Source organism: Pedobacter puniceum (genome assembly GCF_009674685.1).
Lineage (GTDB): Bacteria > Bacteroidota > Bacteroidia > Sphingobacteriales > Sphingobacteriaceae > Pseudopedobacter > Pseudopedobacter puniceum.
In genome coordinates this window covers 24,444-47,388 of sequence record NZ_WKJI01000007.1, presented here as the reverse complement: position 1 = coordinate 47,388, position 22,945 = coordinate 24,444, and the positions used below count along the sequence as shown (strand labels likewise).

Below are 22,945 nucleotides of genomic sequence, written 5' to 3'. Positions count from 1 at the left end.
TTAGCTGTGTTTTTGTTTTAAATAATTATATATCTCAATTTGTGAACGATGAGGTTCTTTATCACCTGTTTTATGGTATTTATTATTGTTGAGATAATTAATATCCCGAGCTTTAGTATTGTCCATCAACTGGATATCTATGATATCTCTAATCTCTTTTTTAATATCCTCATCATAAATAGGAAAACCAACTTCTACACGATGATCTAAGTTTCTAGTCATTAAATCAGCAGATAATAAAAATACTTTTTCTATACCTCCATTAGCAAAAACCCATATCCGGGCATGCTCTAAGTATTTATCTACAATAGATATCACTTCAATATTTTCGCTAAAGCCTTTTCTACCAGGAACTAAGCTACACATGCCACGTACAATCAATTTAATTTTTACACCCACATTGCTAGCTTCGTAAAGCTTTCTGATTGTTTGTTCATCAGCAAGAGAATTCATTTTTAAGATGATGTAAGCCTCTTTACCTTGCTTGGCGGCTTTAATTTCCTGATTAATAAGTGTAAATAATTTAGGACGAGTTTCTAAAGGAGAAACTATTAAATGCTTATAATTTTTAGAAATTGCTTTTTTTGAAATGGCTATAAAAAGTTTACTTAATTCTTCCGTAATTTTAGGATTAGCAGTAAATAAACTATGATCACCATAGATACCAGCAGTTTTCTCGTTAAAATTGCCTGTAGCTAAATTGGCATAATGCACTTTAACCCCTTTTTCTATACGGGTAACTAAACAAATCTTAGAATGCACTTTATAACCTGTAATGCCATAATTAACCATTACACCCTCTTCTTCTAGTCTGTTTGTCCAATAAATATTGGCTTGCTCATCAAAACGAGCTTTAAGCTCAACCAAGCAATTTACCTTTTTACCATTACGAGATGCATTGATAAGCGCATTAATTACTTTAGAATTTTCTGCTAAACGATATAAAGTGATATGTATTTCTGTAACCTTAGGATCTATAGCTGCCTCTCTTAAAAAGTGGATGATATAATCAAAAGATTGGTAAGGCAAGCTAATGAGATAATCTTTTTGCTTAATCAGCTCGAATAAACCTTTAAAATAACTTAAACCTTTTACTGGTAATGGAGTTTGCTTTTTATACTCTAACTCTTCTGAACCTACATTAGGAAAGCTGATGAAATCTTTAAAATTATGATACCTGTTACCAGGGATTAGGCTTTCTGAATTTAAATTAAGTTTTGCCACGATGGTTGATAGCATATCCATAGGCATAGCCGTATCATAAAGCAAGCGCATAGGTTTGCCTTTTTTACGCTTTTGTAAGCTCTTAGATAAAGCTTCAATAAACTTATCACTAACGGTTTTATCTAAATCAAGCTCGGCATCTCGAGTTACTTGTATAGAATAGGCTTCAATTTCATCATGATCAAAAATGAAGAATACATCATCTAAACAATACCTAATAATATCATCAACCAGAATAATAAACTTTAAGTTATTGGTTTCTGGTAGAATTAAAAACCTACTGATGCCCTCTGGAAGCTCTATCAAAGCATACTTAACCTTAGTTTTTTTATCTTTTTTAGACAACTTAACCAAGAAATAAATAACCCTGTCTTTTAACTCTGGAAAAGCCTGTTTTTCATCTAAAATAATAGGTACAATGGCAGATAAAAGTTTGTCTCTAAAAAATTCTTTTACAAAAGTTCCACGACTTACGTTTAATTGTTTATCATTAAGGATAAATATTTTATTAGTAGAAAGTTCTTTTATAATCTCTTCATATAAAAGATTAAACTTCCTTTCCTGCTTGATAACGATGTTTTTTATCTGGTTAAGGATTTTCTTGGGGTTATAACCTAACTCCTCTTTTACCCTATCTACAACAGTTGTTAGCCTATTTAAAGTAGCAACGCGTACACGGTAAAACTCGTCAAGATTAGATGAAAATATAGCCAAAAACTTAATACGCTCTATTAAAGGGACAGTTTTATCAGCAGCTTCCTGCAAAACCCTGTCATTAAAATATAGCCAACTAATTTCTCTATTTAAAATTGGAGGTTTACTATTTGTCATGTATTGTTTACCACGAAATCCAAAGCTGCAAAATTTAATGTTAACTGTGTGTTAATTATAAACACAACCAAGCTATTGCATTGTAAGCTTTAACTCTTATCAAAATTGATGCAGAAAAACCTGTTTTTTTTATTCTGTTTTCTTAGTAGGTGCTCTATTTACTTTTTTTGCAGGTGTTTTACTAGTTGTTTTTGTCACGATAGTTTTGGCAGGAGCTACAGGCTTTTCTTCACTTTTTTTAGTTGCTGTAGTTTTTGGTGCAGGTGTTTTTTTTGCCACAGTTTTAACGGGAGATGCTTTTGGTGATTCTTTAACATCCTTTAAAACTACTTTAGCCGGATTTACAACCTCTTTTTTAATAATTTCTTCAATATCAGCGGCTTTATTGTTTACCTTTTTAACCGCTTTTGCAATTACTTTTTTTGCCTTTTGAGCAGATTTTACGGTATTAACTTTAACATCGGCTTTTTTAACTTCAACCTTCTTGGGCTTAATATCTTTTACGCTTTTAATCTTAGCTGCTAGCCTCTTAGCTAATAATTTACTTGCTTTTTTTAGTTCTGCACCAATATCTTCGGCATCATGCCCAAGGCTTACAATAAAATCTTTAAGCTTGGCTTTTAGATTTACTTCTAAATCGCTTTTAAGCTGTTTTTTAACTTTTCTATTTACCCCTTTAGTTTTTGATGCTTTCATAATAATTTTGTTTTATTTAAATCTATCTTTAAAAACTCAATTAATCAAATTAAGTTTTGTATGCCATCATTTGATATCGTAAGTAAATTAGATAGCCAAACATTAGATAACGCTATCAATAACGCAAAAAAAGAAATTTTAAATCGTTATGATTTTCATGATTCTAAAAGTTCTATAGAACTAGATAAGAAAACCAATGCTTTAACCCTGATAACGGAGAACGATATGCGCTTAAAAGCGATTATTGATTCTATTATTTCAAGAATGGTAAAGCAACATTTAGATCCTAATGCTTTAAACTTAGAAAAACCTCATTACAGCGTTTCTGGTAATATGATTAGAAAAGATATTGAGGTTAAAGAAGGTATTGATAAAGAAACAGCTAAAAAGATTGTAAAGAAAATTAAAGATTCTGGATTAAAAGTACAGGCTTCTATTATGGAAGACCAGGTTAGGGTACAGGGAAAGAAAATTGATGATTTACAAGCGGTGATTCAACTTTGCAGAGGTGATAATTTTGGGCAGCCATTGCAGTACATCAACATGAGAAACTAAGCATGGAAAAAACGATAGCAGCATCAGATTTAATTATTAATGCAGATGGCAGTATTTATCATCTAAACTTAAAGCCAGAAGATATTGCTGATACCATTATTACGGTTGGCGACCAAGAAAGGGTACCAGAAGTAAGTAAGTATTTTGATAAAATCGAGCTCAAAAAAGGCAAAAGAGAATTTATTACGCATACAGGTTATATCGGTAAAAAAAGAATTACCGTTATTTCTACCGGTATTGGTACTGATAATATCGACATTGTTTTAAACGAATTGGATGCACTTGCTAATATTGATTTTGAACAAAGACAAATAAATCAAAACCATAAAACTTTACAAATTATTAGGCTAGGAACATCAGGAAGCATTAATAAAGATATAGAAATGGGCAGTATTTTAGCTTCTTCACATGGTTTAGGCTTAGATAGCTTGATGCATTATTATGAAAGAAATCTGAACGATGAAGACAAAGTTCTGGAGCAACAAATTCAATCTTCTCTTCAAGATTTAGGTTTATCTCCTTATTTAACATCAGCTTCAGCTTCTTTATTAAATACTTTAGCTGTTGATATTCCTAAAGGGATAACAGTAACTGCACCCGGTTTTTACGCTCCGCAGGGCAGGAAAGTAAGAGCAAAAAATAAAATCAATAACCTTATTGAAAGACTAACGAGTTTAGATTTGAACCCGTATCAAATAACAAATTTAGAGATGGAAACTGCTGGAATTTACGCACTTGCCAATGCTTTAGGTCATGAAGCTATTTCTATAAATGCGATTTTAGCAAGCCGATTAAATTTCGAATTTGCCAATAACCCTACTTTAATTGTAGAAAATATGCTTAAAAAGGTTTTAGAAAAACTAGCTTAATGCTTCAACATAATTTAAAAACAGCGTTAAAGCCTCCCTTTTTTGAGCATCTAAAGGATAATCTATTTTATGTAGCAGATAATCTTCCAAATCAAAATCAGCCCGCATTTGCATGATTTTAAAAACCTCTTTGCGGTTATCTAAACCAAGTTTTAAGGCATCGCTAAAAGCAGTAACAAATTCCTCAGGCAACTTTTTATTGCTCACCCAAGCAGCAAAAACAAAAGGCAAACCTGTGAAATTTTTCCATTCTTGAGCCAAATCATAAGCATAAGGATATTGATTTTGCTTACCAAAAGTGCGGTCTCCAATTTGTACAAAGGCTGTTTTAGGATGTTTAAGTTCGCCATAATCTACAGCATTAATTAACCTAACTGGGTTAACCTTAAAATAATGTTTTAACAATACAAAGGCTAAATTATTTGAAGTATTAGACTCGGGGTCTAACTGTAGAAATTCTATTTCTTCTACCGGGCAATTGCTAAAAATATAAACCGAGTTTACTATACCATTAGCGCCTATGCAATAATCAGAAACTAAATGATATTCTGGCAATTTCAATAAAGATGCTACAGGAATTAAACCTATATCAGCTTCATTATCTATTAATTTTTGAGCGCACAATGCCGGATAATCTACCGTTAACTGTATTTCTTCTTTAACAGGATGATGCTCTAAACCATAAATAAAAGGTAATGTATTGGTATAACTAACCGCAGAAACTCTTATCATCTCAAAATAAAATCAAACCTATAAACCCTGCTCTTCTAAATGTGCCAAACTATTAAAAACTTCTATCTCAAACTGCTCTCCATCATAGTTTAAAACATATAAAGAGGTATTTTGGTGAGGATATGTGTCCATCTCAGACAATGGCTTTTTCATCAACAAACACATTAATAAACGTATCGCTCTACCATGCATACAAATTAAAACAGTGTCTTCATGGTCTTGCTTGGTGATATAATCTATAGCTGCTGCTTGCCGTACATAAACATCATTAGGGCTTTCGCCACCTTCTGGTTTAACATCATAATGCCCGGCAGCCCAGGCCTGTATTAAATTAACAAAAGCCTCTCTTAAAGCTGCATTGCTTTTTTGGCCTTCATAAACACCCCAAGCCAACTCATCTAAACCAGCTAACTGTTCCCATGCTAAGCCATCATCAATAAAGCCTTTTACCGTTTGATGTGTTCTTTTTAAGGTTGATGTATAAACTTTATCAAAAGGAATATTCTTGTATTTTTTATAAAAAGCTTCGCCTTGTGCAATTCCTGTAGCATTTAAATCAGAATTTACACCCCTGCCTTGTACAATCCCATCTTTATTAAAATCAGTTTCACCATGCCTAATGATGTAGAGCTTTTTATTTTTCTTCTTATCCAAACTATATGTTTTTAATTAATAACGGGTAAAGCGTAATATTTTGGTTTTTCATCCTCAGGGAAATCAACATTTTCAAAATCATTGATGATGTTGTATAAAGTATCTCTTTCTACTGGCTTTTTACCCACTGCTTTAATCAGTTTTACTAAATCTTTAGTACTCATAGCAGGGTTTTGCTCCTCTGCACCAGCCATAGAATAAATTTTGGTGGTATCGTCTAAAGTACCGTCAATATCATCAACACCAAAATTAAGGGATAGTTGAGCGGTGTTTCTACCTATCATGGCCCAATAAGATTTGATATGATCAAAATTATCCAGATAAATTCTAGAGATAGCATAGTTTCTTAAATCCTCTACTACGGTAGATTCTGCTACATGAGACATTTGGTTATCTTGGTTTCTAAATTTTAAGGGAATAAAAGTTTGGAAACCACCTGTTTTGTCTTGCAACGCTCTCAATTTTTCTAAATGGTCTACCCTATGCCAATATTGCTCTATATGGCCGTATAGCATGGTTGCATTAGAACGCATTCCTAATTTATGCCATTCTTCATGTATTTGCAGCCATTGCTCAGCATCGCATTTGTCTTTAGCTATTTGTTCTCTTATTTCCGGATGAAAAATTTCTGCACCACCACCTGGCATAGATTCTAAGCCGGCTTCTTTCATCATACGCATACCGGTAGCGTAATCTACTTTGGCTTTTTTAAAGATATAGTGATATTCTACCGGAGTAAGTGCTTTAACATGTAAATCTGGACGATGCTTTTTAATAGCTGTAAAGAAATCCATATAAAATTTCATATCATATTGCGGCAACACACCACCCACGATATGAACTTCTGTAACAGGCTGCTCATCATAAGATTTAACAATGGCCATCATTTCCTCCATGGTATACTCCCAGCCTTCTGCCCTTTCTTTAATTAAACGAGAATAAGAGCAAAATTTGCAATCATAAACGCATAAGTTTGTTGGCTCTATATGGAAATTTCTATTGAAATAAGTAACGTTTCCATGCTTCTTGGTTCTGATATAATTTGCTAAAACACCCAAATAGGATAAATCAGCTTTTTCATATAAAAGAACTCCTTCTTCAAAACTTATTCTCTCTCCGTTTTGCACTTTTTGGGCTATTTGTTTTAAAGGAGCCTCAAGATGAGCATCTTGTAAAAGTACTGCGAGTTGATGGTCTGCGTTCATGTGATGAATTTTGTCAAAATTAACAATTAACAAGCTTTTTTTTAGTTTACTTAATGTAAAACAAACACTTTTATATTAAGTTTACTTTCATATTTAAAAGATGATGAATTTAGAGACCATAGCCATACATGCAGGCAACAAAGTTGATGAAGCTACCAAAGCAGTTGTACAGCCCTTAATTTTGTCGAGTACTTTTGAAAGAAGCAATGGCGAATATCCTGGTGGATATATCTATTCCAGAGCAGATAATCCTAACCGAAAATCTTTAGAACGTGTTTTAGCTTTATTGGAAGGCGGTGAAGATGCTTGTGCTTTTGCCACAGGTAACGCAGCTGGCATGTCGGTTTTTCAGGCTTTAGCACCTGGCTCTCATATCATTTGTCCTGATGATATGTATCACGGACTAAGAAATCAGCTTAAAATATTGTTTAAAGGGATTTTAACTTTTGATTTTATTGATTTTACCGATTTATCTTTAATAGAAAGCACTATAAATGCTTCTACAAAGTTAGTTTGGGCCGAAACACCATCTAACCCTTTATTAAAACTGGCAGATATTGCCGCCATAGCCAAAATCTGCAAAAAGCATCAGCTCATTTTTGCTGTTGATAATACCTTTGCAACGCCTATTTGCCAGCAGCCTTTAGCCTTAGGTGCACATTTAGTAATGCATTCTACTACCAAATATTTAAATGGCCATAGCGATGTTACGGGTGGTGTCATCATCACTAAAAATAAAGACGAATTCTGGGAGAAGATTAGAACTGTTCAAGGTTTTGGCGGTGCAACCCCCTCTCCTTTTGATTGTTATTTGATTACCCGCGGTATCAAAACTTTACCTTATCGGATGCGTGGCCATGTAGAAAATGCTATGAAATTGGCTGTTTATCTAGAAAACCACCCGGCTGTTGAAGCTGTTTTTTATCCCGGTTTAGCATCGCACCCGCAACATAACTTAGCAAAAAAACAAATGTTAAGCTATAGTGGTATGCTTTCTTTTACTTTAAAAGGTGGTGAAAAAGCGGCTTTTGATTTGATAAACGGATTGAAAATATTTACCCAAGCTACAAGTTTAGGCGGAGTAGAAAGTTTAATAGAACACCGTTATGCAGTAGAAGGTCCGGATACTAAAACACCTAAAAATTTATTAAGAGTTTCTGTTGGCTTAGAACATATTGATGATTTAATTGCTGATTTAGCTCAAAATCTAGACAAGCTAAACACCTAATTATCAGTAAAATAAAAATAAACTCAAAATTTTATTTGGAAAAACAAAATAAACAAACCTATATTTGAAACATTATTTGGTTTAGAAACCAAAATCAATTCCTCTTCAAAAAAGGTCTTGATTTATAAAGAAGTGGTAAGAGAACAGGCTCTAAGACCCACTGGCAACCTCACAAAGATTGTGAAAGGTGCCAAATCCTGCCCCGAAAGGGAAATATAAATATTTAAAGACATGAAAAATTTAAAACACATCTTACTAAAAGCTGATTTCCTAATAAAAGGAAGTCAAAATCTTTGCGTTTTACAATTTGCCTATGCAAGTTGTAGCATGCGTTGCTGTATGTGCTAATTCTTAGCACTCTCTTACGGAAACGTAAAACAACAATTCATTTATTATTCACAATCTTAACATATTACACAATGTCTAGTCAAAATTTAAAATTTGAAACACTACAATTACATGCTGGTCAACAAGTAGACCCAACAACTGGTTCAAGAGCTGTTCCTTTGTACCAAACCACATCTTATGTATTCAACAGTTCAGAACATGGCGCTAACTTATTCGCTTTAAAAGAGTTCGGAAATATTTACACCCGCTTAATGAACCCTACTACCGATGTTTTTGAGCAAAGAGTAGCGGCTTTAGAGGGCGGCGTAGCGGCTTTAGCAGTAGCATCTGGTCAGGCAGCTCAATTCATTGCCATTGCAAATATTATCCAATCTGGAGAGAACTTTGTTTCAACAAGATATTTATACGGTGGTAGCTATAACCAATTTAAAGTACAATTTAAAAGATTAGGTATAGAAGCCCGTTTTGTTAACGAGGAAACTCCTGAAGCTTATGAAGCTTTGATAGATGATAAAACTAAAGCTATTTACCTAGAAACTATTGGTAATCCAGCATTTAATATCCCCGATTTTGAAAAAATATCGGCTTTAGCTAAAAAACACGACCTTCCATTAATTGTAGATAATACTTTTGGTGCTGGTGGCTATCTTTTCAGACCTATTGAGCATGGTGCAAACGTAGTTGTAGAATCTGCCACAAAATGGATTGGCGGACATGGCACAAGCGTTGGCGGTGTTATTGTGGATGGTGGAAATTACAATTGGGGAAATGGTAAATTCCCTCAATTCTCTGAGCCATCAGAAGGTTACCACGGTTTAGTTTTCTCTGATGTTTTTGGAGTTAATGGTCCTTTTGGTAATATCCAGTTTATCATTAGAGCAAGAGTAGAAGGTTTAAGAGATTTTGGTCCAGCTATATCTCCGTTTAACTCTTTCTTGCTATTACAAGGCTTAGAAACCCTTTCTTTAAGAGTACAAAGACATGTTGATAACGCTTTAGAGCTAGCAAAATGGTTAGAAAGCCACGATGCAGTTAAAGCTGTTAACTACCCTGGTTTAGAATCATCTCCTTACCATACTTTGGCTAAAAAATATTTAAAAAATGGTTTTGGCGGTGTATTGTCTTTTGAGCTAAAAGGCGATAAAGAAAACGCCATCAAATTTGTTGATGCTCTTAAACTAACCAGCCACTTGGCTAATGTGGGCGATGCAAAAACACTTATCATACAGCCTTCTGCAACTACACACCAACAATTAAGTGCCGAGGAGCAATTAAAGGCAGGTGTTACTCCAACTTTATTAAGGGTTTCTGTAGGTATAGAGCATATTGATGATATTAAAGCTGATTTTGCTCAAGCTTTTGATGCTATTAAATAATTTTCAACCTTGTTAATTGATTGTTTGCGATGAGTGTAAAGATTTTTCAATGTAAAAAACAGTTTAAGCTAGAAAGCGGTAAAAGACTTAAAAAGCTTCATATAGCTTACCATACTTTTGGTAAGCTAAATGCTGATAAAAGTAATGTAGTATGGGTTTGCCATGCTTTAACTGCAAATTCTGATGTATTTGATTGGTGGAAGGGCCTGTTTGGTGAAAATGATTTGTTTAATCCTGAGGAGTATTTTATTGTTTGTGCTAATATTTTAGGTTCTCCTTATGGTACTACAAATCCTTTATCAGTAAATGAAACTACCAAGCAACCTTATTATTTGTCTTTTCCTAAATTTTCAGTGAGAGATATGGTTGAAGCACACAAGCTTTTAGCACAACATTTAGCAATTGATAACATTGAGGTTTTAATTGGAGGTTCTTTAGGTGGCCAACAGGCTTTAGAATGGTCTGTTTCTGAAGCTGATAGAATCAAAAATCTGATTGTTTTAGCTACTAATGCACAACATTCTGCATGGGGAATTGCTTTTAACGAATCGCAAAGGTTGGCTATAGAAACCGATAGAACTTTTTATACACAAGAAGCAACAGGCGGACAAAAAGGTTTAAAAACAGCTAGAAGCATGGCTTTATTAAGTTACAGAACTTACAACTGTTATGCAGATAAGCAAAAAGAAGCTTCTAATGATGTCATAGATTTATTTAAATCTTCATCTTACCAAAATTATCAAGGAGAAAAATTGGTAAAAAGATTTAACGCCTACAGCTATTGGTATTTAACAAAAGCTATGGATAGCCACAATCTAGGAAGAGGAAGAACAAGTGTAGAAGCCGCTTTAGCAAGTATCAAAGCAAATACTTTAGTTATAGGCATAACTTCTGATATTCTTTTCCCTAGGCATGAGCAAAAATTTATTGCTAAACATATTAGGGAAGCAGAATATTATGAAATTGATTCTTTATACGGGCATGATGGCTTCTTGCTTGAGGTTGAAAAGCTTAAAAATATCATCTCTAAATTTTTAAGAGAAAAAGCTTTAGAGAAAGCACAAAGCAGCTTACAAGTTGCTTAAATAAAAAAACCGATTAGTAAGCTAATCGGTTTTTTTTATAATAAGAGATTTAAACTTAAATTTCTCTATTACTATCCCACTGCTCTAGGTAATCGGCTACTTTTTTCACAAACATACCACCTAGTGCCCCATCAACAACCCTGTGGTCATAAGATAACGATAAGTACATCATGTGTCTGATACCTATCATATCGCCATGTTCTGTTTCTATTACAGCTGGTTTCTTTTTAATAACACCAACGGCTAAAATAGCTACCTGTGGCTGGTTGATAATTGGTGTACCCATAATATTACCAAAACCACCAATATTGGTAATGGTAAACGTACCACCTTGAATTTCATCAGGCTGTAATTTATTTACTCTGGCTCTCGCAGCTAAATCATTAACAGCTTTGGTTAAACCAACCATATTTAGCTGGTCGGCATTTTTAATTACCGGCACAATTAAATTTCCACTTGGCAATGCCGTAGCCATTCCTATATTAATATCTTTCTTCTTGATGATTTGAGAACCATTTACAGAGATATTAATCATTGGCATATCCTTTATAGCTTTAGCAACTGCCTCAATAAAAATTGGTGTAAAAGTTATCTTCTCGTTTTCGCGTTTCTCAAAAGCGTCTTTCACCTTATTTCTCCATTGCACAAGATTGGTAACATCTGCCTCAACAAAAGAACAAACATGAGCAGAAGTTTGCTTACTGTTAATCATATGATCTGCAATAAGTTTACGCATTCTGTCCATCTCAATAATTTCATCATGACCACTATAGCTAACTTTAGCTGCTGGTTTTGAAACTACAGGTTCTTCCTGAACTGCTTTTGGCTGAACAGGTATTTGTATCTCTTCTACAGTTGGTTGAGGTTTGCTTTCAACTACTGGCTGTGGAGTTTGTTTCTGAGTTTTTTCTGCTATATAATTGAGTAAATCATTTTTAGTTACTCTATTATCAGCCCCTGTACCTTGTATTTTATCAAGCTCGGCTAAATCTAAACCTTCTTCCTGAGCTATACTTTTAACCAAAGGAGAATAAAACCTTCCTGATTCTGAATTTTGGAAGCTTTGCTCTTCTTTTTCAGCATCAGCTGGGATAAAAGGAATTTCTTCTTCCTCTTCTTTAATAATACTTTCTTCTGCTACCACACTATTCTCCGTAACAGGAACTGATTCTTGCTCTTGCGGCTCGTCTTGTTGGATTTCTTCTCCAGCTCCTTCAATTTCTATAATGGCAATTACATCACCTACTTGAGCTACATCATTTTCAGCAAAAAACTGCTGTACTAATTTACCCTTTACTGGTGAAGGTACTTCAGAATCAACCTTATCTGTTGCTACCTCCAATACAATATCATCTATTTCAATGTTATCTCCGGGGTTTTTCTCCCACTTGATAACTGTTGCTTCCGCCACACTTTCGCCCATTTTTGGCAATAGTAATTTGTATTGAGCCATAAGAATTATTTATCGTTTATAACAAAAATAACAATTTGATTGATTTTTATGCTTGATGTTGCTTAAGTAATCGTAATAAAAGATTAAGAGCTGCAATAGCTGCCCTCTCAATATTCTGTAAACGTTTATTACTAAAAGTAAATTTCTTGGCAATAGTTTGATGTTGATGTGCAACGGCTATCCAAACTGTACCTACAGGTTTTTCTGCCGTACCGCCATCAGGGCCTGCAATACCGCTAATCGCTATAGCGTAATCACTATTAAAATTTTTAATTGCTCCATTAGCCATTTCTATAACTGTTTCTTCACTAACAGCGCCATAGGTATCTAAAGTTTGACTACTGACATCTAATTGCTTCATTTTTAAAGCATTAGCATAAACAATTCCTCCACCTAAAAACACCGAAGAAGAACCCGGATGTTGGGTGAGCAAATGAGAAAGATAGCCCCCCGTACAACTTTCTGCAACGCTAAGGGTTAGTTTCTGAGCATCCATTAGATTTAAAATGGCCTTTTCTAGAGGAATATCCTCATCGGCAACCCAGAAATCTTCAATCTCATTTTTAATAAGCTTGGCAAAATGCTCAACTTCTTGCTGTGTTTCTGGAGTAATGCCTGTTACGGTACTTAATCTTAACCTTACAATACCCAATTTAGGTAAATAAGCTAATTTGATATAAGCAGGTAAACTATCCTCTATGTGTGCTATTTTTTCGGCCAAGAAAGACTCGCCAATACCAGCTGTTAAAATAGTTTTGTGGAATATTGAAGGTAAATTATAGGTAGCTTTAATCAATGGTAATATTTTATCTTGCATCAAAGCCATCATTTCAAAAGGCACACCAGGCATAGAAACAATCATCCTATCCTCATTTCTAAATAACATACAAGGTGCGGTACCATTCTCATTCAGGATAACTTCGCAATTATCTGGCACCATGGCTTGTAACTTATTTAGCTCGGTAACTGGCGCATTATATTTAGCAAAAATAGAAGCTACTTTATCTAAAGTGGGCTGGTGCAAAACCATCCCCCCGCTTTTATAATACTCTGCTAATGTTTTTTTTGTAATATCGTCTTTTGTGGGGCCTAAACCACCTGTAATCAAAATTATATTAGCTCTTTTCTCTGCCTCACGAAGTGCCTCTTTAATATGCTCAGCATCATCAGAAACAGATGTTATTTGTTTTATCTTAACTCCTATTTTATTGAGTTCTACAGCCATCCAGGCCGAGTTAGAATCGATAATTTGGCCTATAAGAATCTCATCGCCAATGGTAATAATTTCTGCAAGCATATGTTTAGAATCTTTGGATTGCGTTGGTTGTACGCTTACTTAATTTTAAATCTTGAAGTATAGATGCTTTAACTCTTAAATTAACACTATAGAATTTATAAATACCAAAAGGACTCCAATTGATAGATAAATCCCAGCAGTGTAAATCTCTGTAAATAGCAAAAGAAGTTGGACTTATAGCATTAGAATTAAAATCGTAACCCGATGAAAATTGAACTTTCCATTTTGGTGTTAAATTAAAGTCTCCATTGGCATTAAGGGTTTGTACCACATCTTTCTCGAAACCTGTATTGATATAATTAAAATTATAGAAGAAACTTAAATTCCATGGGATATTAAAATCAACAAAAGCATTAGCATTTCTACTTATTTGCTGTAGCTGTGCAGCCTGTTGCGGACTAACCCTACTAAACAAATCGCTGTTTTGGTTTGGAGGATTATTGGTTTTGTTATTTTTACCTAGAGTTGAAGAGTTTAAACTATAATCGAAAGAGAAACTAAAATTTTGTAAACGTGGCAAACTACCTTCTTGCCAAGTATATCTATCTAATCTTCTACCTCTTAAAACCCCATTAATTTCTTCCGTTTCATAAACATAAGGATCTAATACCCCGGTAAAACTTATACCTAGTTTCTCGGTAAAAAATGTTCTTCCTGAAAAAGAAAGCGTAGAAAGTTTAAAGCTGTCTGCCAAGAAGTTATAATTACCATTGATATTTAAACCTTGAAGAATCGGGATTTTTTTAACTCCACCGTTGGTAGTATCTTTTGAATTCCTCACCTTCATTTCTATATTGTTCTCTAAACCAAAAGTCATAGCTGCTTGTCTGCCCAAACCAGGTCCACCGTAAATACTATTCTCAAAAATAGAATAGCGTTGTACATCTCCCGCTTGATTAGATCGCACATCCTGATAATAACCATATTTATCTTGTCCAAAATCTGGTCGGTAAGAAATACCAACATTGGGTGTCATTACATGTCTAATCGCTGCAACTTTACCTTTTTTGAAATTTACCAAACCATAAATTTTGGTTGATATTTGTGTACCAACAGAATACTCGCTAGCTCTTCTAAACCCTTGAATGGTATCAATAGCTAAAGAATCTTTTGTGCCGTTAGCTGTTGGGGCCAATATGTAGTTTTTACGGATGGTTTGTAAATACCAACGCTCGTTATAAGATACATTTTGGCTAAACTGAAAATATTTAAATATCTGTGATGATAATGAAACCGGAATGCTATGCTGTATACCAGTTCTTACTTTTCTTAATGCTTCTTTGGTAAACAGTAAAGAATCTGTTGTTTCTAATTGGTTATCAAAATTTAAATTGTAACCAACCGCAATTCTTTGATACCATTTCTGCTCACCTACCCTATCTTTTTTATCAAAAGGATTGATGGTAGACATACTGAAATTTAAAGTAGGTAAGCCTAAACGTATTTGTTTAGTGGTTAAATCTTGGCTATGAGACAAACTTGTACTTAAATTAAACGGAGAGTTTGCCCAAGTTTTAGAGTATGAAATACTAGAGTTTAAAGTGTTTTGGGCTATCTGAGCAAAATCTTGAACACCACTTTGTCTAAAATAAGACGAAGAACCCGCATTTACTGATGCACTAAAATTAGTTCCTGGTCTGGCATTTGGATTTTGAGTATGAGACCATCTGATGTTGAAGTTTTTACTCGGATTTTCATATTCTGGCGTACCTTCCACTCCAGATTTTGTAGAAAAGAACGAGAAAAATAAGTTGCCATTATATTTATATCGTTTAGTATAATTACTGGTTGCATTAGTCTCATAAGAGCCTTTTGAGTAAACACCACCACGTAAAGTTAAATCCCAATAATCATTTAAACCAACATAGTATCCAAAGTCTTTTAAGAAAAATCCTAGACGGGCATCTTCACCAACATTAGGCAGTAACACACCCGAAACTCTTTTATTGGGCTTAGGAAAAAAACCAAATGGTAATACAAAAGGTAGCGGAACATCTTCAATAACTAAATATGCCGGACCAGTTACAATTTGCTTTTCTGTGGCAATACCTTTAGTAATGATGATACCAAAGTGCTGATGAGGATCTGGAAGGTTACAAGTAGAATAAGTAACTCTCTTCATGTGCACCTCATTATTCTGTTGCTTTTTTATCCTACCTCCAGTTATAAAACCGCCGTCTTGCTCGGTATAAACTTGGTAGATTTTACCTTTAGATGTCTTAAAATTATAAAAAACAGAATCAGCTGTAAGCGTACCTTGTGATGGATCTTTAAAAATTGGCAAGCCAGAAAACTTACCTAAAGAATCAACCGTTCCTTTTGCAAAAATGGTACTGTTCTTTTGGTCTAGCTTGATAAAGCCAGCATCAACCTCACGATCTCCATAAACAACTTTTGCTTTACCATATAAATAAATGATATTATTCTTGGCGTCGTAAAAGGTAGAATCTTCAGCTGTAGCTACAATTTTATCAGTAATTGTATTTTTATTAGAATTTTTCTTTACAGAATCCGTTTTTGTAGAATCTGTTGATGTAAGAGCGTTAATATTTGTTTTTAACGTGTCCACCTGCCCAATTGCATCATTTGTTAGTAAACAAATGTGTATTATTGCGCCAATACAGGTAAAAATTATATTAGTAAATTTCAAAATTCAATATGAATATTATTTTTGTAAGCAAGGTAAACGAAAAACGTTCAAAATTAATGAAAATTACAACATCCAAAAGGTTTATTAGCTGTATTATTCTTTCTATAACTCTTACCTTTTTATCACAAAATTTATTTGCTCGCAAAGATAACTTTTCTGCGGCTAGTAAAGTAAAAGTAATTGTAATAGATGCAGGACATGGCGGTGAAGATGGCGCTACCAGAGGTTTATTCTCTAAAGAAAAAGATGTTGCCTTACAAGTAGCTCTAAAATTAGGAAAAGCCATAGAAGCTAAGTTACCTGATGTTAAGGTGATTTACACACGTAAAACAGATGTTTTTGTTAAACTTTATGATAGAATTGGAATAGCAAACAGAGAAAAGGCTGATATTTTTATATCTATACATTGTAACTCTATGCCTAGCAATTATAAAAACAGATCGGCTGTAAAAGGTACAGAAACATTGGTATCTGGTTTTGGCAGATTGGATGAACAGGGAGCTGCGTTAAGAGAAAATGCTTCTATCTTGCTAGAAAAAGATTACAAAAACAACTATGAAGGTTTTGATCCTAATGACCCAGAGAGCTATATCATATTCTCTTTAATGAAAAATACTTTTAGAGAGCAAAGCATCAAGTTGGCATCATTACTGCAAGAAGAGTATAAAAAATCTGGTCGTATAAGCCGTGGTGTTAAAGAACAAAGTTTAGCAGTATTGGCTAAAGCAGGTATGCCGGCAATCCTTACGGAGATTGGTTTTATCAGTAGCCCTGAGGAAGAAAAATACATCAATTCTGATGAAGGACAAGCAGAAATTGTGAATAATATTTTAAATGCCATTAGCACTTATAAAAAGCAAATTGAATCTTAATTTGAATATTAAAATTTAAAATTTTGAAAATTTCTAACGAAACTAAAGTAGGTATTCTTGCAGCCTTTGCAATAGCCATTTTTATTATAGGTTATAATTTCTTAAAAGGGAATGACATTTTCAGTAGTGAAAATGAATTCTATGCTAAGTATGATAAAGTTGAAGGCTTAGCTATTTCTAAGCCTGTTTTAGTAAATGGCTATCAAATTGGGCGTGTTTCTGAGCTTACTTTATTAGAAAACGGACAAATTTTAGCTCAATTTAAAATAGACCCTAAATATGCTATCCCTAAAAACACTATTGCCAGATTAGAAAGTACAGATTTACTAGGCAGTAAAGCTGTAGTTTTTGACTTAGGAAGTAGCATGACTTATGCCATGGATGGTGATACTTTAAATGCTAACGTACAGCAAAACATCTTAGAACAAGTAGAACCCGTTCAGAAAAAAGCACAAATGCTTATTTCAAGAATGGACTCTATTTTAACATCGGTTAACCAAATTTTAAACCCAACTTTTCAAGAAAATATCAATAGAAGTTTTAATAGCATAGCCAGAACTTTAGAAACATTAGAATCTACTTCTAAAACTGTTGATGGTATGGTAGGTGTACAATCTAAAAGGATAGATAATATCTTAGCTAATGCCGAGTCTATCTCTGCCAATTTGAAAAACAACAATCAACAAATCACCAATATTATCACCAATTTTAATACCATGTCTGACCAATTGGCAAAAGCTAATTTTAAGCAGACTTTAGATAATGCAGATAAGGCTGTTGCCGATTTACAGGCTGTTATGAATAAAGTAAATTCAGGTAAAGGCTCTGTAGGCTTGTTACTAAATGATGAAAAACTATATAACAACTTAAATAACGCGGCTCAAAATTTGGATAAACTCATGCTAGATTTAAAAGCTAATCCTAAGCGTTATGTTAGTTTCTCGGTTTTTGGAGGAAAGAAAGAATAAAAGAATATTTCATCTCAATCAAAAAGCCCTTTAAGGGCTTTTTTTATATCACAAATGTTTCTCCTTCATTTGCTAAATAGGTCTCTGGAAATACCGAACGAGCCTCTATTAATAAAGGGCTTAAATCTCTATATCGGGCAGAAAAATGACCAATCAATAGTTTTTTAGCTCCTACTTTTTTAGCTACCTCTCCTGCTTCTTGGCAAGTAGTATGAAAAGTAGCCTTTGCTCTGTCTACCATATCATGCATAAAAGTAGCTTCGTGATATAGTGTATCTACATGATATATTTGGTTGATATAGGTCCAATCGCAAACTGTATCAGAACAGTAAGCGTAAGCTTTAGGCTCATCAGCCTCAATGGTTAAATCCATAGCTTTATGCACTTTGCCATTTTTATCGGTAAAATCTATACCTTTTTTAAGCAAAGGAACATAATTAGCTGGAATTTCTAACTCGGCAATTTTATCTTTTAAAACCTTTCTTAAACGCTGCTTTTCCTTAAAAATAAAGCCAGAGCAAGAAATTCTATGATTTAAAGGAATGGTTTCAACAGTAAAATCATGAGTTTCAAAAATAAGTTCGGCGCTACCCGGCTTAACGGCTTTAAACTCTATAGGGAAATTTATGTGTGTATCAGAATGTTCAAACTGAATGTTTAAAATATCCATCAATTTTTCTGGCCCAAATAAATGTAAGGGTCTTTTTCTTCCATTTAAATTCATGGATGAAATTAAACCTACTAAACCAAAGAAATGATCTCCGTGTAAATGACTGATAAAAATATGTTCTATTTTATGATACTTAATACCATAGCGTAGCATTTGCTGCTGTGTACCCTCTCCACAATCTATCATTAACAGCCTTTCGTTGATGTTGAGAACTTGTGAAGTTGGGTTTCTGTTGAATATAGGTGTAGCAGAACTACTACCTAAAATGGTAACCTCAAACTTCATAGATATAGCACTGTAAAACTATTTAATCTCTTTTCTTAATTCTTTCTCAATTTCTTCCATAAAAATCAAATCAATAGCTTCCTCTACTTTAGGAACTATAGTCATGACATTATCTAACTGAGAAATGGTAATTAACCTAGAAACAGCTTCATTAATACCGGTTATAATGAAAACTCCATCAGAGTTTTTGCAAAGCCTGTGGCCAACTAATAAACTGCTTAAACCAGAAGAATCAGCATATTTTACGCCAGACATATCTAAAATGATATTTCTTTGTCCTTCTGTATTGCTTAAAATTAATTCTGATTTTAATTGTGGAGAAACTAAAGAGTTTAATTTACTCTCATTAAGTTTTATTAAAACATATTTCTCGTGTTTATCAACTGAAAACTTCATAACGTCTGATATTTCTCGTAATTTAATAGAATTTTATCCAAAAAGAAAGAATTATTTTAAAGTTGAGCTAAAGCTTTAAGAATATTACCTTCTACTCTTTCGTTAATATCCTCTGTAACAGCTTTCTTAAATTCTTCGCCTGTAATTTTCTCAAATAACTCTATGTATCTTTCTGAAATAGAATTTATTCTGGCTTCATTCATTTCTGGGATAACCTGCCCATCTTTACCTTGGAAATTATTTTCTATTAACCACTGTCTTACAAACTCTTTAGAAAGCTGTTTTTGTGGTTTACCTGCTGCCTGTAATTCTTCATAACCTTCTTTATAAAAATATCTTGAAGAATCAGGAGTATGTATTTCATCAATCAAATGAATTTTACCATCGGCTTTACCAAACTCATATTTTGTATCAACCAAAATTAAACCTTGCTCAGCAGCAATCTCAGTACCTCTTTGGTAAAGTTTACGAGTATAGTCTTCTAGTTGTAAGTAATCTTCCTCAGAAACTATAGCTCTTTTCAAGATATCTTCTCTTGATATATCTTCGTCATGCCCTACCGCAGCTTTGGTTGTTGGGGTAATAATAGGCTCAGGAAGTTTATCGTTTTCTTTTAATCCTTCTGGTAGCTGCACACCACAAATCACCCTTCTACCAGCAGCATATTCTCTTGCCGCATGCCCAGCAAGATAGCCTCTAATCACCATTTCTACTTTAAAAGGCTCGCAAATTTTGCCTATAGTAACACTAGGGTCTGGAACTGATAGCACCCAATTAGGAACAATATCTTGGGTAGCTTTTAAAAATTTTGCTGCTATCTGGTTTAAAACCTGACCTTTAAAAGGGATAGGCTCTGGCAGTACAACATCAAAAGCAGAGATTCTATCGCTTACCACCATCACCAAATATTTATCTTGAATGGTGTATACATCTCTTACTTTACCTTTATAAAAATTGGTTTGACTAGGAAGATTAAATTTTGTTTCTTTTATTGCTTTCATTCTTTTTAGTAGGTATGGGGTAGTTAGTATGAATACTCTATTAAGCTTATCCAAACTATCAACTTTCTACTTATAACTTTTAACTTTCTACTTTTCTACTTTTAACTTATTGAATATCTCCGTAAGCTTCTAGTATTTTCTTTACCAACTTATGTCTTACCACATCGGCTCCACTTAAATAAATAATTTCTATCCCTTTAATGTCTGCTAAAATACGTAGGGCGTTATGCAAGCCAGATTGTTGCTTTTTAGGTAAGTCTATCTGGGTAACATCACCAGTAACAATAAATTTAGCCGTTGGACCCATTCTGGTTAAAAACATCTTCAACTGCATATCTGTAGCATTTTGGGCCTCATCTAAAATAACAAAGCAGTTATCTAAGGTTCTACCACGCATAAATGCTAAAGGTGCAATTTCTATAGTTCTATTCTCTAAATATGTTTTTAGCTTTTCTGCCGGAATCATATCATCTAAGGCATCATAAAGCGGTCTTAAATAAGGGTCTATCTTCTCTTTTAAATCGCCGGGTAAAAAACCTAAGTTTTCTCCTGCCTCTACTGCTGGTCTTGTAAGAATAATTCTTTTAATTTCTTTGTTCTTTAAAGCTCTAACGGCCAAAGCAACAGCGGTGTAAGTTTTACCTGTACCAGCCGGACCAATAGCAAACAATACATCATTGTTATTGATACTACTTACCATTCTTCTTTGGTTTGCCGTTCTGGCCTTCACCATAATGCCATTAGGTCCAAAAACAATCACTTCTGATGAAGAAGCATTAGCCTCGCCACCTTCTTTAGCAGCCTCTTTTGATGAGGATAAAGCAGTTGCTCCTAGAAGAGACTCAATATCATTGGTAGATAAATTCTGGTATTTATCAAGGTGGTTGATAATAGCCGAAATTTTTTCATTAAAATTTATCAGCTCACTTTCATCGCCTAAAGCTTTAAGCTCGTTACCTCGGGCAACAACCTTAATCTTTGGAAATGAGCGCTTTATCAACTCAAAGTATTCATTATTTGGCCCCCAAAGCACCGCTGGGTTAACAGATTCTAAGGTAATTTTTAGTTCGTTCAAGTTAGAGATTTTATGTTCCTGATATTTATCTGAATTAAAAATTTAATATTTGTAGCATTGTTCTTGTAATGCAAGATTAAGAATAAATATTCACAAATTTAATGGCAATTATTACATTAACTACTGACTTAGGTTATAAAGATTTTTATCAGGCTGCCCTTAAGGGGAGTATACTGAGTACTTTGCCTGACGTTAATATAATTGATATCACCCATGAAATTCAAGCTTTCAATATTTCGAGAGCTGCTTTTATCCTTAAAAATTGCTTCAACTACTTTCCAAAAGGTACAGTACATCTGATAGGTATTGATACCGTTTACAGTGAAGATAATAAATACCTTGCCATAAAATACAAAGGACATTATTTTGTTGGCTCTGATAACGGAATTTTCTCTTTAATTTTTGATGACACACCTGAAGAAATTGTAGAGATAAATATCATGCAAGACCTTAAATTTTTGCATTTCCCATTGGCTGATATATTTGTAAAAGCTGCCTGTCATCTCGCTAAAGGCGGAAAACTAGCAGAAATTGGCATTCCAACATCTGGTATAGAACATAGGATGCACCTACATCCGGTGATAGAAAAAGACATGATAAAAGGAAGTGTTATTTTTATAGATTCTTTCCAAAATGTAGTTACCAATGTGAGTAAAGATTTGTTTACGAAAGTCCAAAAAGGTAGAAACTTCACTTTATCATTCAAGAGGAATGAAACCATAAACCAATTAAGCTGGCACTATAATGAAGTTCCGGAGGGAGAAAAATTATGCTTATTTGGCATCTCTAACCACTTAGAAATTGCTATCAATAAAGGTAAAGCAAGTGGTTTATTAGGCTTACATATTAACGATATGATTAGGATTGAGTTCCATTAAAATACATAGCATTTTCTACCGTTATGGATGCTAAAAAAAATTACATAATGAAATACATTTTGGGTTTATTGATGTTATGCTCTACTAGCCTATTTGCTAATACACAAAGCGATAGTTTGGCATATCAACTCCAACGCAATAAAATAAATGGAATGCTAGATGCTAGAAGCAATAAATTTGGTTTATATGCAGAGAGCTTAGATACGAGAACAGGAATTTTTGGTTTTAAAACCAAAAGAGATATGCAAAAGAGCATCGATATCTTGATAGAAATCATCCAAACTGATAATGAGATTCTAAAAGAAACCAAAACACTGCTTGATTATAAAACATTTGAGCAGGAAAAAGTACTCAGCCAGTCTAAAGAATCAGAAAGTCGCAATTTGGCTTATATGCGCACCATCAATAAATTAGAAAATGATAGAGAAAGAATTAAAAATGAGCTTGATGAAATAGAAAATAACCTTCACACCTATCAAACCTTATTTTTCTTATTCTTGACATTCACTTTAGGACTTGGAGTGTTTATATACCGTAAAATTTACCAGAACAAATAGAATAAAATTTTAAAAGCTTATTTTTGTTGAACGTCGTTAC

Annotated in this window: 21 protein-coding genes and 1 riboswitch; of the genes, 9 read left to right on the top strand and 12 right to left on the bottom strand. The window is 33.8% G+C overall.

The features are described 5' to 3' along the window. Together ppk1 and GJJ64_RS16210 are read right to left on the bottom strand one after the other, a co-directional pair. Positions 1–2,055, bottom strand: coding sequence for a polyphosphate kinase 1 (gene ppk1, locus GJJ64_RS16215; RefSeq protein WP_154288802.1), 2,055 nt, complete (start codon positions 2,053–2,055; stop codon positions 1–3). 129 nt (positions 2,056–2,184) lie between these two features. After that, the gene (locus tag GJJ64_RS16210; protein WP_154288801.1) at positions 2,185–2,751 is read right to left on the bottom strand and encodes a hypothetical protein; all 567 of its coding nucleotides are present in this window, start codon (positions 2,749–2,751) and stop codon (positions 2,185–2,187) included. Positions 2,752–2,811: 60 nt separating this feature from the next. Between GJJ64_RS16210 and GJJ64_RS16205 the strand changes: the two genes are divergently transcribed. After that, entirely contained in the window at positions 2,812–3,306 is a 495-nt protein-coding gene (locus GJJ64_RS16205; RefSeq protein ID WP_154288800.1) for a YajQ family cyclic di-GMP-binding protein, read from the top strand. A 2-nt stretch (positions 3,307–3,308) separates the two neighbouring features. After that, positions 3,309–4,175 carry a nucleoside phosphorylase gene (locus tag GJJ64_RS16200; RefSeq protein ID WP_154288799.1) on the top strand — a complete coding sequence of 289 codons (867 nt, stop codon included), beginning with the start codon at positions 3,309–3,311 and terminating at the stop codon, positions 4,173–4,175. On the opposite strand, the gene GJJ64_RS16195 is transcribed toward GJJ64_RS16200, so the two are convergent. The 3 genes from GJJ64_RS16195 to mqnE are packed head-to-tail and all read right to left on the bottom strand — an operon-like array spanning position 4,167 to position 6,766. Further along, a complete protein-coding gene (locus GJJ64_RS16195) occupies positions 4,167–4,907 on the bottom strand; it encodes a menaquinone biosynthetic enzyme MqnA/MqnD family protein (protein WP_154288798.1) in 741 nt (246 codons plus the stop codon). The genes GJJ64_RS16200 and GJJ64_RS16195 overlap by 9 nt on opposite strands. Before the next feature lie 18 nt (positions 4,908–4,925). Continuing rightward, complete coding sequence (locus GJJ64_RS16190) at positions 4,926–5,561, bottom strand: histidine phosphatase family protein (protein WP_154288797.1); 636 nt, start codon at positions 5,559–5,561, stop codon at positions 4,926–4,928. Between the two features lie 11 nt (positions 5,562–5,572). Beyond that, positions 5,573–6,766 (bottom strand): aminofutalosine synthase MqnE, encoded by a 1,194-nt coding sequence (gene mqnE / locus GJJ64_RS16185; protein ID WP_154288796.1) that lies wholly within the window; start codon positions 6,764–6,766, stop codon positions 5,573–5,575. 100 nt (positions 6,767–6,866) lie between these two features. Here mqnE and GJJ64_RS16180 point away from each other — a divergent pair, with 100 nt between their 5' ends. From GJJ64_RS16180 to metX, 3 genes are all read left to right on the top strand, one after another. Further along, positions 6,867–7,994: a trans-sulfuration enzyme family protein gene (locus tag GJJ64_RS16180; protein WP_317162952.1), complete on the top strand. Its 1,128-nt coding sequence runs from the start codon at positions 6,867–6,869 to the stop codon at positions 7,992–7,994. A gap of 119 nt (positions 7,995–8,113) precedes the next feature. Beyond that, positions 8,114–8,216, top strand: a riboswitch (SAM riboswitch). Positions 8,217–8,413: 197 nt separating this feature from the next. Further along, complete coding sequence (locus GJJ64_RS16175) at positions 8,414–9,718, top strand: O-acetylhomoserine aminocarboxypropyltransferase/cysteine synthase family protein (RefSeq protein ID WP_154288795.1); 1,305 nt, start codon at positions 8,414–8,416, stop codon at positions 9,716–9,718. Between the two features lie 29 nt (positions 9,719–9,747). Beyond that, on the top strand, positions 9,748–10,803 hold the full coding sequence (gene metX, locus GJJ64_RS16170; RefSeq protein WP_154288794.1) for a homoserine O-acetyltransferase MetX: 1,056 nt from the start codon (positions 9,748–9,750) through the stop codon (positions 10,801–10,803). Positions 10,804–10,858: 55 nt separating this feature from the next. Here the strand turns inward: metX and GJJ64_RS16165 are convergent, their stop codons facing one another. From GJJ64_RS16165 to GJJ64_RS16155, 3 genes are read right to left on the bottom strand one after another with little or no spacing between them, the layout of a single operon-like run. Beyond that, on the bottom strand, positions 10,859–12,256 hold the full coding sequence (locus tag GJJ64_RS16165; protein ID WP_154288793.1) for a dihydrolipoamide acetyltransferase family protein: 1,398 nt from the start codon (positions 12,254–12,256) through the stop codon (positions 10,859–10,861). A 46-nt stretch (positions 12,257–12,302) separates the two neighbouring features. After that, complete coding sequence (locus tag GJJ64_RS16160; protein ID WP_154288792.1) at positions 12,303–13,553, bottom strand: competence/damage-inducible protein A; 1,251 nt, start codon at positions 13,551–13,553, stop codon at positions 12,303–12,305. 4 nt (positions 13,554–13,557) lie between these two features. Next, positions 13,558–16,122 (bottom strand): putative LPS assembly protein LptD, encoded by a 2,565-nt coding sequence (locus GJJ64_RS16155; protein ID WP_317162951.1) that lies wholly within the window; start codon positions 16,120–16,122, stop codon positions 13,558–13,560. Between the two features lie 137 nt (positions 16,123–16,259). Here GJJ64_RS16155 and GJJ64_RS16150 point away from each other — a divergent pair, with 137 nt between their 5' ends. Together GJJ64_RS16150 and GJJ64_RS16145 are read left to right on the top strand one after the other, a co-directional pair. Then, complete coding sequence (locus GJJ64_RS16150; protein ID WP_154288839.1) at positions 16,260–17,075, top strand: N-acetylmuramoyl-L-alanine amidase family protein; 816 nt, start codon at positions 16,260–16,262, stop codon at positions 17,073–17,075. Between the two features lie 23 nt (positions 17,076–17,098). After that, a complete protein-coding gene (locus tag GJJ64_RS16145) occupies positions 17,099–18,043 on the top strand; it encodes an MlaD family protein (protein ID WP_154288790.1) in 945 nt (314 codons plus the stop codon). Between the two features lie 43 nt (positions 18,044–18,086). On the opposite strand, the gene GJJ64_RS16140 is transcribed toward GJJ64_RS16145, so the two are convergent. The 4 genes from GJJ64_RS16140 to GJJ64_RS16125 all read right to left on the bottom strand — a co-directional run bounded on the left by GJJ64_RS16140 (position 18,087) and on the right by GJJ64_RS16125 (position 21,470). Beyond that, on the bottom strand, positions 18,087–18,998 hold the full coding sequence (locus GJJ64_RS16140) for a ribonuclease Z (protein WP_154288789.1): 912 nt from the start codon (positions 18,996–18,998) through the stop codon (positions 18,087–18,089). A gap of 18 nt (positions 18,999–19,016) precedes the next feature. Continuing rightward, positions 19,017–19,394 (bottom strand): STAS domain-containing protein, encoded by a 378-nt coding sequence (locus tag GJJ64_RS16135; RefSeq protein WP_154288788.1) that lies wholly within the window; start codon positions 19,392–19,394, stop codon positions 19,017–19,019. Between the two features lie 56 nt (positions 19,395–19,450). After that, entirely contained in the window at positions 19,451–20,395 is a 945-nt protein-coding gene (locus tag GJJ64_RS16130; RefSeq protein WP_154288787.1) for a phosphoribosylaminoimidazolesuccinocarboxamide synthase, read from the bottom strand. Positions 20,396–20,501: 106 nt separating this feature from the next. Beyond that, complete coding sequence (locus GJJ64_RS16125) at positions 20,502–21,470, bottom strand: PhoH family protein (RefSeq protein WP_154288786.1); 969 nt, start codon at positions 21,468–21,470, stop codon at positions 20,502–20,504. A 101-nt stretch (positions 21,471–21,571) separates the two neighbouring features. Here GJJ64_RS16125 and GJJ64_RS16120 point away from each other — a divergent pair, with 101 nt between their 5' ends. Both GJJ64_RS16120 and GJJ64_RS16115 read left to right on the top strand, forming a co-directional pair. Next, on the top strand, positions 21,572–22,348 hold the full coding sequence (locus GJJ64_RS16120) for an SAM hydrolase/SAM-dependent halogenase family protein (protein WP_154288785.1): 777 nt from the start codon (positions 21,572–21,574) through the stop codon (positions 22,346–22,348). A 47-nt stretch (positions 22,349–22,395) separates the two neighbouring features. Further along, entirely contained in the window at positions 22,396–22,905 is a 510-nt protein-coding gene (locus GJJ64_RS16115) for a hypothetical protein (protein ID WP_154288784.1), read from the top strand. Positions 22,906–22,945 lie beyond the last annotated feature (40 nt).

Excerpts from the sequence above, each read along its gene's own strand:
- GJJ64_RS16180 (WP_317162952.1), top strand. The coding sequence starts at position 6,867 with ATGATGAATTTAGAGACCATAGCCATACATGCAGGCAACAAAGTTGAT.
- GJJ64_RS16165 (WP_154288793.1), bottom strand. The coding sequence starts at position 12,256 with ATGGCTCAATACAAATTACTATTGCCAAAAATGGGCGAAAGTGTGGCG.
- GJJ64_RS16115 (WP_154288784.1), top strand. The coding sequence starts at position 22,396 with ATGAAATACATTTTGGGTTTATTGATGTTATGCTCTACTAGCCTATTT.
- GJJ64_RS16120 (WP_154288785.1), top strand. The coding sequence starts at position 21,572 with ATGGCAATTATTACATTAACTACTGACTTAGGTTATAAAGATTTTTAT.
- GJJ64_RS16160 (WP_154288792.1), bottom strand. The coding sequence starts at position 13,553 with ATGCTTGCAGAAATTATTACCATTGGCGATGAGATTCTTATAGGCCAA.
- GJJ64_RS16135 (WP_154288788.1), bottom strand. The coding sequence starts at position 19,394 with ATGAAGTTTTCAGTTGATAAACACGAGAAATATGTTTTAATAAAACTT.
- GJJ64_RS16200 (WP_154288799.1), top strand. The coding sequence starts at position 3,309 with ATGGAAAAAACGATAGCAGCATCAGATTTAATTATTAATGCAGATGGC.
- GJJ64_RS16175 (WP_154288795.1), top strand. The coding sequence starts at position 8,414 with ATGTCTAGTCAAAATTTAAAATTTGAAACACTACAATTACATGCTGGT.
- GJJ64_RS16205 (WP_154288800.1), top strand. The coding sequence starts at position 2,812 with ATGCCATCATTTGATATCGTAAGTAAATTAGATAGCCAAACATTAGAT.
- metX (WP_154288794.1), top strand. The coding sequence starts at position 9,748 with ATGAGTGTAAAGATTTTTCAATGTAAAAAACAGTTTAAGCTAGAAAGC.
- ppk1 (WP_154288802.1), bottom strand. The coding sequence starts at position 2,055 with ATGACAAATAGTAAACCTCCAATTTTAAATAGAGAAATTAGTTGGCTA.
- GJJ64_RS16130 (WP_154288787.1), bottom strand. The coding sequence starts at position 20,395 with ATGAAAGCAATAAAAGAAACAAAATTTAATCTTCCTAGTCAAACCAAT.
- GJJ64_RS16195 (WP_154288798.1), bottom strand. The coding sequence starts at position 4,907 with ATGATAAGAGTTTCTGCGGTTAGTTATACCAATACATTACCTTTTATT.
- GJJ64_RS16140 (WP_154288789.1), bottom strand. The coding sequence starts at position 18,998 with ATGAAGTTTGAGGTTACCATTTTAGGTAGTAGTTCTGCTACACCTATA.
- GJJ64_RS16150 (WP_154288839.1), top strand. The coding sequence starts at position 16,260 with ATGAAAATTACAACATCCAAAAGGTTTATTAGCTGTATTATTCTTTCT.
- GJJ64_RS16210 (WP_154288801.1), bottom strand. The coding sequence starts at position 2,751 with ATGAAAGCATCAAAAACTAAAGGGGTAAATAGAAAAGTTAAAAAACAG.
- mqnE (WP_154288796.1), bottom strand. The coding sequence starts at position 6,766 with ATGAACGCAGACCATCAACTCGCAGTACTTTTACAAGATGCTCATCTT.